The following is an 11,879-nucleotide window of genomic DNA, read 5'->3' as shown; positions in this document are numbered from 1 at the left end:
TTATTTAATCTTAAAAAATAAATTTAAGTAAGAATAATTTAATTTATGAGTATTGTTTTTTGTAGTATTCTTTATATGTGCCAGATGTAACATTCTGTAACCATTCTTCATTATTTAGGTACCAATTGATTGTTCTTTCTAAGCCTTCTTCAAAAGTTACAGATGGTTTCCATCCAAGTTCTATATTTATTTTAGAAGCATCAATAGCATATCTCAAATCATGACCTGGTCTGTCTTTTACATAGGTAATCAATTCCCTAGAAGTACCTTTGGCTCTTCCTAATTTTTCATCCATAATTTGACAAAGTAATTTTACCAAATCTATATTTTTCCATTCGTTGAAACCGCCAATATTATATGTTTCATGATTTTTTCCCTTATGAAAAACTAAATCTATTGCAGCAACATGATCTTCAACAAATAACCAATCTCTTGTATAATTTCCATCGCCATAAACAGGTAAAGGTTTATTATTTATAATATTATTAATAAATAAAGGAATTAATTTTTCTGGAAAATGATACGATCCATAATTATTTGAGCAATTAGTTAAAACATAAGGCAAACCATAAGTTTCACCATAAGCTCTAACAAAATGATCTGAACTTGCCTTTGAAGCAGAATAAGGAGAATTAGGATTGTAAGGTGTTGTTTCTGTAAATAATCCTTCTTCTCCTAAAGTTCCGTAAACTTCATCTGTACTAATATGATAGAATCTTTTATTATCAAAATTATTCTTCCATTGATTTTTAGTCGCATTTAACAAATTCATTGTGCCAATAACGTTTGTTTTTACAAATGCTAAGGGATCTTCTATTGAACGATCTACATGAGATTCTGCCGCTAAATGTAAAACGCCATCAAAATTATGTAGAGAAAATAGTTCGTTTATAAAAGCTTCATCTACAATATCTCCCTTAATAAAATTATAGTTAGGCTTATTTTCAATATCTTTAATGTTTTCCAGATTTCCAGCATATGTCAAGGCATCCAAATTATAAATTTGATATTCTGGATATTTATTTACAAAACGTCTCACTACATGTGATCCTATAAATCCTGCACCGCCAGTTATAAGAATTTTTTTCATTTTATATTTTTGATTTCTTTATTTTAATAATTCCGAATTTTGTCTTTCTAATTCGTTGTATATATCTTTTACATCTTGCGAATTTTCTTTTTGCAAAATTAAATTAGCAGATTCTGTATGCACAAAAATGGTATTTCTTAATCCTAAGAAAGTAGTATGGCTGTCACATCCAATAACCATATTTCCGTTTGAATCTATTGGATGACCTTTTGAAACAAGATATTCATATACTGACTCAAAAGAGCCCAAATCCGACCATGAAAAAGAAGCTGGCACTACTTTTATTTTTTTGCTTCGTTCCATTACAGCATAATCAATACTTATAGATGGAATTTGCAATGATAAATCTAAATCCAAAAATCCTTCTTTAGATGCCTCCCAAACTATTTTAGATTTTTCATAAACATCCGGCTGAAATTGTTTTAATTCATTCAACAAAACATCTGCTTTAAAACAAAACATTCCACTGTTCCAAAGGAAATTACCTCTTGAGATAAACTCCTTCGCCGTGGTTTCATTTGGTTTTTCACGAAATGATAATACTTCATCACCTTTGGATTCTATATAACCATAGCCTGTTTCTGGTTTTGTTGGAATGATTCCAAAAGTAACTATAAATCCGTCATTAGCTTTTGAAATTGCTTCTTGAATTGCTGCATTATAATCCTCCATTTTATCAATAATATGATCAGAAGGGGTAATAATTAGTATATCGTCTGACTTTGAAGCAAAGGCAGCAAAGGCAATAGCCGCAGCAGTATTTCTTGGTGTTGCTTCTACAATATTAATGTACGAAGTTTTAGTTTTTTCCATTACTTTACCGCTTAAATGATGATTGTCAACGTTACCAACAACCATTACTTTATCTGCCAAGTGACTATTACGTTCAACAGTCATTTCAAATAAAGATTTACCTTCAAATATTTCTAGATATTGTTTAGGCTGGCTTTTACGTGAAAGTGGCCATAATCTGCTACCTACACCTCCTGTTAAAACCACATGTACTATTGAATTTTTTGTTTCCATTTTCTCTAAAATAAAAAAAGGTTAGACCTATAATCTATTATCAGCTATAGTCCCTAAGACTCCTTTAACATCATATAATAAACTATTCTTTTTTTGCAGTTTAGCAAAATCTAATTCTAAAAATTCAGAATGTGAAACTCCTAGAACTATAGCGTCAAATTTATTATCTGGAATAGAGTTAAATGTTACTAAATTGTATTCTTTTATTACATCATGTGCATTTGCAAGGGGATCAAATATACTCACCAATATTCCGTATTCTTTCAAAGCTCTTACCACGTCAACAATTTTAGTATTTCTTACATCTGGGCAATTCTCTTTAAAAGTAATGCCCAGCATTAATAATTCAGCGCCATTAACAGAAATACCTTTTTTATCATCAACTTTACGATTTGCGAAGCGACATATTCCCCCATGCTATCGTTTAAACGTCTTCCTGCTAAAATTATTTCAGGATGATAACCAAATTCTTGCGCTCTCTGTGCTAAATAGTAGGGATCAACACCAATACAGTGTCCACCTACAAGTCCTGGCTTAAAAGGCAAAAAATTCCATTTTGTCGATGCCGCTGCAAGTACCTCTTGGGTATCAATATTCATTAAATTGAATATTTTAGCCAATTCATTAACAAAAGCAATATTAATATCACGCTGAGAGTTTTCAATAACTTTTGTTGCTTCTGCAACTTTTATTGTAGGTGCCAAATGTGTCCCTGCCGTAATTACAGACTTATATAGTTCATCGACTTTTAAACCTATTTCAGTAGTTGAGCCCGAAGTAACTTTTAATATCTTTTCGACTGTGTGTTCTTTGTCACCAGGATTTATCCTTTCTGGAGAATATCCTGCAAAAAAGTCTTCGTTAAATTTTAAGCCTGAAACTTTTTCTAAAACGGGAACACATTGCTCTTCTGTTACTCCCGGATAGACAGTCGATTCATAAATAACGACATCTCCTTTTTTCAAAACTTTTCCAACCGTTTCACTTGATTTATACAAGGGAGTCAAATCAGGTCTATTATTTTTATCGACAGGGGTTGGAACAGTGATTATATAATAATTACATTCTTTAATATCATCTATTGATGTAGTACAATACAATCCTTTTTCTCCATCTAAACTATCTACTAAAACTTCATTTAAGACATCATCTTCTACTTCTAAAGTAGTATCTGTTCCAGATCTTAAAGACTCTACTCGTGATTCATTTATATCAAATCCCACTACTGGGTATTTTGTAGCAAATAATCGAGCTAATGGTAGTCCCACATAACCTAAACCTATAACTGCAATTTTTACTTTAGCTTTCAAATTCATATTTTTTAATTTATTTCTGGTCAATAAAACTCATGGCTTCGCCGTTCTCAGTCACAAAATTCTGACTCAGATACCTAAATTAATCATTTTCGGCAAATATAACATAATAAGTCTAGTTATTCAATACGGTTTCCCGTAATACTTACAAAACGAATTACTAAAAAAAAACTAATTTTTCCAACAATCTATTAATCAGACTGTAAATAAATACATAATAAAAAACAGAAGAAAAAAATCATAAAATGACTTTCTCTTCTGTTGCATCTTAATTTTTTAAATCATTTATACTTTATCTTCAAAACACATCCTAATGTTTCTAGCACTAGCACATAATAATTACTAGATACCTGCTGAACTATTGCATTCTGATTGCTAAATACGCCTGATTCTAATTTGATTTTATCTCCAACCTGAATACTAGAAATTGAAATATCACTTAGGTTTGGAGCCGTTAAACTCTTTTTAATAATTTCAATCTCTTGATCTTTTACAATTGCGGGTTTTCCCAACCAAAATAGGTACCTAACTACTCCCTGAACTTGAAAGACTAAATTACGATCTGAATCAGCTAATTGAACAAAAACATAGGAACTAAAAAGAGGTGTTTCAACTTTTTTCTTACGATCTGACCATTGCTTTACTTGTGTTACTAATGGACAATAACACTCTATTCCCTGTTGAATAAGTCTATCTGCAACTTTCTTTTCCCATTTAGGTTTTGTATAAACTACGTACCAATTCATTTTTTTTATTTATGATGACGCAGTTTTTACTACTTCATTTTACAATAATCACAAAACCAATTTATGATCCTATACCATTATAAACGAATCCAATTGATTCTAATTGTTTAGCATTTAAAATATTTCTTCCATCGAATATAAAAGCTGGTTTATGCATCGAATCATAAATCTTCTTCCAATCGTACATCGTAAATTCATCCCATTCAGTTAAAATTGCAATTGCATGCGCATCTTTACATGCTTCATAGGCATTATCAAACACATTTAATGCACTTCTATTTTCTTCACCTGTTCTTGTTTCTAAATAATCTAAATCACTTAACATCTTGTTTTTAGAAACTTTAGGATCGTAAACTGAAATTTTTGCTTGCTCGTTTATTAAATCGTCAGCAACATAAATTGCTTGCAGATTCTCTTGTATCGTTTGTATCTTTTTTGAAGGCCCAACCCAAAAAGGCAATTTTCTTATCAGCTACTGTATTATATAATGTCTGAACAATTTTATTTGAAAATCTTCTTTTTGATGATCGTTCATAATAATTACTTGTTCCCAATAATCTGCAACTTCATTTAATCCATATGATTTTGCGATATAAACTAAATTTAGAATGTCTTTTTGAAAACAAGAACCTCCAAATCCTACAGAAGCTTTTAAGAATTTTGGCCCTATTCTGCTATCCATACCAATTGCTTTCGCAACTTCATTTACGTCTGCACCTGTTTTCTCACAAAGCTCTGACATTGCATTGATTGAAGAAATTCGTTGTGCTAAAAATGCATTTGCTGTAAGTTTAGATAATTCTGAAGACCAAACATTTGTTGTCAAAATTCTATCTTTACTTACCCAATTTGCATAGACATCAACTAATGAATTAATTGCTTCTTCTCCTTCTTGATTTGTGTCTCCACCAATTAAAATTCGATCTGGATTTAACAAATCGGCGACCGCAGTTCCTTCTGCCAAAAATTCTGGATTAGATAAAATTTGAAATTGAACACCATTCCCTGTATTATCCAATATACTTTTAATTGCTTCAGCCGTTCTAACAGGCAAAGTCGATTTTTCAACTACAATTTTATTTTGTTTGGCAACTCTTGCAATTTGCCTTGCACACAATTCAATATACTTTAAATCAGCAGCCATCCCTTTTCCTTTTCCATAAGTCTTAGTTGGAGTATTTACTGAAATAAATATCATTTGAGCCTCATCTATTGCTTTATCAACATCAGTAGAGAAAAATAGATTTCTACCTCTTGCTTCAGATACAATTTCAGAAAGACCAGGTTCATATATTGGAATATTTTCAGGGTTCGGATCGTTCCAATCTGCTATCCTTTGTTCATTTAAATCAACAACTGTAACCTGAATATGTGGACATTTTTGAGCAATAACCGCCATTGTAGGTCCACCAACATATCCTGCACCAATGCGACAAATTTTTGTAATTTTCATTTGATCTATTTTATCTTGATCTTAAGTTTATTTTAAATTATGCCAATACCATTCAACAGCTTCTTTTAATCCGTCTTGCAAAGAATATTTTGGATTATAACCCAGATTTCTTTTTGCTTTTTCGATGCTTGCTAAAGAATGAGGGATATCTCCCGCTCTATTTTCGCCGTAAATAACTGGCACATCCTTTATTTTTGGATCAAAGTCTGATAAAAACTTTTTTAAATAGCCAACTAAGTCATTTAATGTATTTCTATCTCCAAATGCTGTATTATAAACAGTATTAACAGCCTCTGGATTTTGACAAGTCATAGCCAACTCATTCATTTGTATAACATTATCGATATAAGTAAAATCGCGTGAATAATTTCCATCGCCGTTAATTACGGGACTTTCATGATTCATAAATTGTTTTACAAACTTTGGAATTACAGCTGCATATGCTCCGTTAGGATCTTGTTTTCTTCCAAAAACATTAAAATAACGAAGTCCGATTGTTTCTAACCCATATGTTTTACTAAAAATCTCTGCGTACAATTCGTTTACATATTTTGTAATTGCATAAGGAGACAATGGTTTTCCTATAACATTTTCTACCTTTGGCAATCCTTGAGAATCTCCGTAAGTCGACGAACTTGCTGCATATACAAATCGTTTTACTTTAGCATCTCGTGCAGCAGTAAGCATATTTAAAAACCCAGAAACATTTACATCATTTGTAGTAATCGGATCTTTGATTGATCGAGGCACAGAACCTAAAGCTGCCTGATGTAAAACGTAATCTACTCCTTGAACCGCCAAATTACAATCTGTTAAACTTCTAATATCAGCCTCAATTAATTTAAAATCAGGATTATCTAAAAAATCTTTTAAATTATGACGATGACCTGTAGAAAAATTGTCTAGACAAACAATCTTATAACCTAAGTCTAAAAAATACTCAGTCAAATTTGAGCCAATAAATCCAGCTCCTCCTGTAATCAAGATCGTACTTTTTATCTCATTTTTCATTTGTCAAAATTTAGCTTTTTCTAATTCGATTTACAAACGCTTTCCAAAATCCTTCTTTGATCTCTTCCTCATGATAACCATTCGAATATGCTCCATAACCGTAACCATATCCATAACCTGTACCATATTTTGCCTTATTTTCATAACCATTCAACACAATACTCACGTTACTTAACTCTCCGCGTTTAAGTCTTGTATTCAACAACGTTATCATATCTTTCTTAGTATAATTCTGTCTCACAATATACAATGTCACATCTGCAAATTGAACCAATTCTAATGAATCTGCGACCAAACCAACAGGTGGAGTATCCAAAACTATATAATCATATTTCTGCTTCAATTCGTCAATCAATTCCCTCATACCATCGCTTAAAATTAACTCTGAAGGATTTGGAGGTATTGGACCCGAGAGGATTACATCTAAATTTGGAATAGCTGTCGAATTGGTAATTTCTTCTAAACTATTTTGTTTTATTAGATAGTTGACAACTCCTAAAGGGTTTTTTAATTGAAATTCATCTGCCAACCTTGGTTTTCTTAAATCTAGACCTACAATTACTGTTTTCTTTTCACTTAAAGCAAAAACAGTCGCTATATTTATAGAACAGAAAGTTTTTCCTTCCCCACTAATTGAAGAAGTAATCATTAAAGTTTTTGATCCGGTAAGCTGTTGTTTTTTATATAAAAACTGAAGCGAAGAACGTATTCCTCTAAAAGATTCAGAAAGTGCTGATTTTGGTTTCTCAAAAACCGCCAAACTGCTCGAATTCACATTAAGACCAATTACTCCTAATAAAGGAATTTGAGTTAATTTAGTTATATCCTCAGTATTCTGAATCGAATTATTAATAAAAAAAATCACAAGGATAAAAAGCAAGGGAATTAAAATCCCAATAAACAATGCCAGTATATAATTCATTGAGGTTTTGGGCCCGATCAATCCTCCTCCAATATCTTTTGCGGGATCAATAAAATGAATATCAGATAAATTAGATGCCCTTACAATTTCTGCTTCATTTCTTTTTTGAAGAAATTCAGTATAGATATTGTCATTCAAATCATATTTTCTTTTAATCTTCAATAATTCTTGCTGTTCGGCTGGAAGTTTTTTAACAGTACTTTCGGCTTGACCAATTTTCGCGTTTAATAGCGATAAATCATATATTAAAGTCGCTTTTGCGGTAACAATATTCTCTTGAAGAACATTTTTTACTGCAGCCATTTGATTGTCAAAATCTTTAAATATTTTTTCACTTTTTACTGCATAAGCCATTTCAGATCTTTGTGTAGAAAGTGCAATAAGTTTTGACACATTTGCAACAACATTCGGATCTTCAATTCCTGCAACAGAAGGGGCTGGTAATCTAGAATAATCATCACTACTATTTAAATATGATCTTAATGAATTATAATAAGCTATTTTTCTTGTAACTTGATCTTTTTCAACATCAAAATTCATTATTTTCTCTGAAACTCTAGAACCTCCATCTTCTATTTCATAAATCTTTTTATCTTTTTGAAAAGATTTTAATTCGTTACCCGTTTGCTTAAGTTGTGATTCCATTGCTACTAGTGTACTATCAATAAATCTGATAGTATTCGTAGCAAATTGATTTTTTCCATCAAGTTGTATCTTAATAAGCATTTTAACAGTTGCGTTCAAATAATCAACCATTCTTGCCTTATTAGTACCCTGCATAGACAAAGTCAATAATGACCCACTACTTTTTCCTGAATCTACATTTACACCTCTATAACGAGAGACTGTTCCATCAAAATCATTAAATCTAATAAAGTATTCTTTTCCTTTATAAAAACCTGGATTATCTGTTATTTGAATTTTCCAATTTAAAAATGGAAGATTAACACGTTCTCCGACTTTATATTTTTTAACAAACATTATAGGTTGTACTGACGTATTATTATAAGAATTATTGCTGTAAGTTATTAACGAAACAGAATTAACCTCAAATGGAATCCTTATTTCATACTCGTTTTCATTTAAAAATTTTACACTAATTAATGTATTTACAAGCTGTCCTTTTGTTTTATCAATATCGACATAAAATGGCACAGCTCCATAAGAATCTATTAAATTATATTTTCCTTGTTCTAAATAATCAATATAAAATTGAAGTTTATCTACAACCAACTCATTATGAGACCTTGATTGAAGAATTGTAGAAATACCATTTACTTGATCAGAAACCCCTCCCCAATTGAAAACCAAACTTGTATTTGAGGTAAAAAAAGGATTACTTTCTTCTTTAATAGAAATCATTGTCTGCATTCCGTAAATTTTTTCTTTACGAACGTTTATCTGATAAGCAATTGTAAATGTAATAATCAAACTTATAAGAAACCATTTCCAGTATCCCACAATTTTCAACAGAAACCCTTTAAAATCAAAATGAGAATGATTTTCAAAAATGGCGAAGTCTTTAATGTCTAACATTTTAAAAATCTATTTTTACTTTATAATTAGGTAAACTGTTGTTGCCAAAGATAATAATGTAATTATTGTTCCTATAGATTGTATCCCTGTTTGGCCTGTTCCCCAAGTTTTTTGTCTTAAGGGTTTTACATAGATGTAATCATTTGGCTGTAAATAATAATAAGGTGACTTCATTACATTCACATCAGTAAGATCAATATCATGCATTTGCACACCCGTTGGTGTCTGACGAATTATGGTTACTTCTTTTCTATTACCAACCGTAGTAATATCTCCCGCATTTGCAACAGCATCCAAAATAGTTACATTATCCTTAAATAGTGTTTTTGTTCCTGTCATTCCAACCTCTCCATTAATAGTATATCTAAAACCAGCTAATTTAACTGTAACAAAAATATTAGCTTCGCTCTTAAAATATTCTTCAAGTAATTTCTTTTCAATTTTTACACGAACCTCTTCAAGAGTATAGCCAATTACATTTATTTCTCCCAAAATTGGCATCCTAATATTACCATGATCATCAATTGTAAATCCATCAAAGTATAAACTGGATTCAGTTTTTCCTGCCTGACTACTTTCACCTTCTGTTGTATTAAAAATAGAAACCAATTTTGAATCAATAGCTTTTATATTGATTTTTAAAACATCGTTTACTTGCAATCTATAGGGTTTTGCTTCTACCGCTGCAATTGCTGTTTGTTCTCCTGAATTATTTTTATCTTGAAGGTAAACCAAATCTTTAATTGGAATACATGAGGTAAATAATGCTGAAATTAATAAGAATAGAAAAAAACTTTTTTTGTCATTCGTTCAATTTTATCGCAAATATGGCTTTTCCTTTAATGTTCGGAAAAACCTAACTTTTATTTGGGGTTAAGTTAATTATTTTTAAATGTTTTTTCAAAAGGTACTCTATGCAAGATGCTTCGTCCTAGTGTTATTTCATCTGCATACTCTAATTCATCTCCTACTGATATCCCTCTAGCAATTGTCGAAATTATAATCTTAGTGTCTGCAATCTGTTTATATATATAAAAATTTGTCGTATCCCCTTCCATTGTTGAGCTTAATGCAAAAATAATCTCTGACACATTTCCAGATTTCACTTTTGTTACCAAACTAGAAATATTCAACTGATTAGGACCAACTCCTTCAATAGGCGAAATTTTCCCACCAAGCACATGATATATCCCTTTGAACTGGCCCGTATTTTCAATTGCCATAACATCTCGAATATCTTCTACAATACATATTGTTTCATGATTTCTAACTGGATTAGCGCAAATCTCGCAAATCTTAGTATCAGAAATATTATGGCAACTTTCACAAAACTTAATATCCTCACGCATATTCATCAATGCTTGAGATAAAAAAGCAGTCTGTTCTTTCGGTTGTTTTAGCAAATGAAGAACTAGCCGAAGTGCTGTACGTTTACCTATACCAGGTAATTGCGACATTTCGCCTACTGCTTTTTCAATTAATTTTGATGAAAATTCCATGACGACAAAAGTAATACTTTTAATGGTTTAGCCTACATTACAGCCATTAAATTCAAAGCTTTATGCTATTGCTGTTTTATTACGAAACCCCTTTCTTTTCGAGACTAAAAGAAAAGTAACAAACAATAATTTAGTATTGATTTGTAGTCAACAAAACTAATGTACAAGCTACTTCAACTTGAATATCATTAAGCTCTAATAATTGATACAATTCAGGATTTTCTGTCCCAGGATTAAAGATTACTCTTTTAGGATGCGATTCAATAATGTAATTATAATAATCTCTCTGACGAACAGGATTTAAATATAGAGTAATAGTATCAATATTTTTAACTGGTATTGCTTTAGTTTGAATTTTTACTCCAGCAACTTCGCCAGCTTTTTGACCGATTGCTAATACAGAATGTCCTTTTCCTACCAACATATTTACCGCTTTATAAGAATAACGCTCTGGATTTGTCGACGCTCCTATAACCAATGTTTTTTTACTTTTCATAGTTTTAATTTAGATTGCAAAAGTAATCAAAAAGAACGATTTAACTTTATGCCTTATAAGCCAGAATTGACACCAATAAAAATATTATTATAACATAATTTCACCTAAAAGCATCAAAAAATAACTACATTTACTTCACTAACCAATACAACATGGAATTATTTATTTACTTATTTGTCGCTTTATTCTCGGTACTTAATCCAATCGGAACTGTACCAATTTTTGTTGGACTAACTCAACATGACTCTCAAAAAGAAAGATCCCGAATCTCACTTTGGACGGCCATCAATGTTTTTATCATACTATTGGTTTCTTATTTTATTGGCCAATATGTTCTAACTTTTTTCGGCATTAGCATCGATGCTTTAAGAATTGCTGGCGGAATTGTAATTGTAAACTCTGGCTTTTCTTTGCTATCTGGCAAGTTCAACAAGAAAAGAGGAATCAACAAAAAAATTGAAAATGAAGCCCAGCATAGAAACGATATTGCCCTCACTCCGCTTGCAATTCCAATGCTTGCTGGACCTGGATCAATGTCTCTTTTAATTGCTTTTTACCAAGAGCACCATGAATTAAACGAAATCATAATTTCTTCGTTAGCAATTTTTGCAATTGCAGTAGCTATTTTCGCTATTCTAAAAAGCGCACATTATTTAGCTAGAATATTGGGAGCCTCGGGTATTGTTGCAATTTCTAGAATTGTTGGTTTTATAGTTATTTCAATCGGAATTCAATATATAGTAAGCGCTATAATCAATATTATTAAAGGAAATTTTTAACTAATATC

9 protein-coding genes and 2 pseudogenes are annotated in these 11,879 nt (G+C 31.1%); 1 reads left to right on the top strand and 10 read right to left on the bottom strand.

Annotated features, from left to right (window positions below; all coding sequences use genetic code 11):
* Positions 1–43: 43 nt before the first annotated feature.
* The 10 genes and pseudogenes from rfbB to P5P87_RS20225 all read right to left on the bottom strand — a co-directional run bounded on the left by rfbB (position 44) and on the right by P5P87_RS20225 (position 11,092).
* A complete protein-coding gene (rfbB, locus tag P5P87_RS20270) occupies positions 44–1,090 on the bottom strand; it encodes a dTDP-glucose 4,6-dehydratase (protein ID WP_278020400.1) in 1,047 nt (348 codons plus the stop codon).
* A gap of 18 nt (positions 1,091–1,108) precedes the next feature.
* On the bottom strand, positions 1,109–2,116 hold the full coding sequence (locus P5P87_RS20265; RefSeq protein WP_278020399.1) for a mannose-1-phosphate guanylyltransferase: 1,008 nt from the start codon (positions 2,114–2,116) through the stop codon (positions 1,109–1,111).
* Positions 2,117–2,143: 27 nt separating this feature from the next.
* Positions 2,144–3,432 (bottom strand): annotated as a pseudogene (locus tag P5P87_RS20260) (nucleotide sugar dehydrogenase).
* Positions 3,433–3,710: 278 nt separating this feature from the next.
* Positions 3,711–4,175, bottom strand: coding sequence for a UpxY family transcription antiterminator (locus tag P5P87_RS20255; protein ID WP_198857767.1), 465 nt, complete (start codon positions 4,173–4,175; stop codon positions 3,711–3,713).
* 61 nt (positions 4,176–4,236) lie between these two features.
* Positions 4,237–5,628: pseudogene (locus tag P5P87_RS20250) on the bottom strand (UDP-glucose 6-dehydrogenase).
* A 27-nt stretch (positions 5,629–5,655) separates the two neighbouring features.
* On the bottom strand, positions 5,656–6,639 hold the full coding sequence (locus tag P5P87_RS20245) for an SDR family oxidoreductase (protein ID WP_198857769.1): 984 nt from the start codon (positions 6,637–6,639) through the stop codon (positions 5,656–5,658).
* A 10-nt stretch (positions 6,640–6,649) separates the two neighbouring features.
* A complete protein-coding gene (locus P5P87_RS20240; protein ID WP_278020398.1) occupies positions 6,650–9,097 on the bottom strand; it encodes a polysaccharide biosynthesis tyrosine autokinase in 2,448 nt (815 codons plus the stop codon).
* 15 nt (positions 9,098–9,112) lie between these two features.
* A complete protein-coding gene (locus P5P87_RS20235) occupies positions 9,113–9,841 on the bottom strand; it encodes a polysaccharide biosynthesis/export family protein (RefSeq protein ID WP_278022818.1) in 729 nt (242 codons plus the stop codon).
* A 134-nt stretch (positions 9,842–9,975) separates the two neighbouring features.
* The gene (gene recR / locus P5P87_RS20230; protein WP_198857772.1) at positions 9,976–10,596 is read right to left on the bottom strand and encodes a recombination mediator RecR; all 621 of its coding nucleotides are present in this window, start codon (positions 10,594–10,596) and stop codon (positions 9,976–9,978) included.
* Between the two features lie 130 nt (positions 10,597–10,726).
* On the bottom strand, positions 10,727–11,092 hold the full coding sequence (locus P5P87_RS20225; RefSeq protein ID WP_198857773.1) for a CoA-binding protein: 366 nt from the start codon (positions 11,090–11,092) through the stop codon (positions 10,727–10,729).
* Between the two features lie 152 nt (positions 11,093–11,244).
* Between P5P87_RS20225 and P5P87_RS20220 the strand changes: the two genes are divergently transcribed.
* A complete protein-coding gene (locus tag P5P87_RS20220) occupies positions 11,245–11,871 on the top strand; it encodes a MarC family NAAT transporter (RefSeq protein WP_278020397.1) in 627 nt (208 codons plus the stop codon).
* The last annotated feature ends 8 nt before the right edge of the window (positions 11,872–11,879 follow it).

Source organism: Flavobacterium ginsengisoli (genome assembly GCF_029625315.1).
Lineage (GTDB): Bacteria > Bacteroidota > Bacteroidia > Flavobacteriales > Flavobacteriaceae > Flavobacterium > Flavobacterium ginsengisoli.
This window is presented reverse-complemented; position numbering and strand designations above follow the sequence as displayed.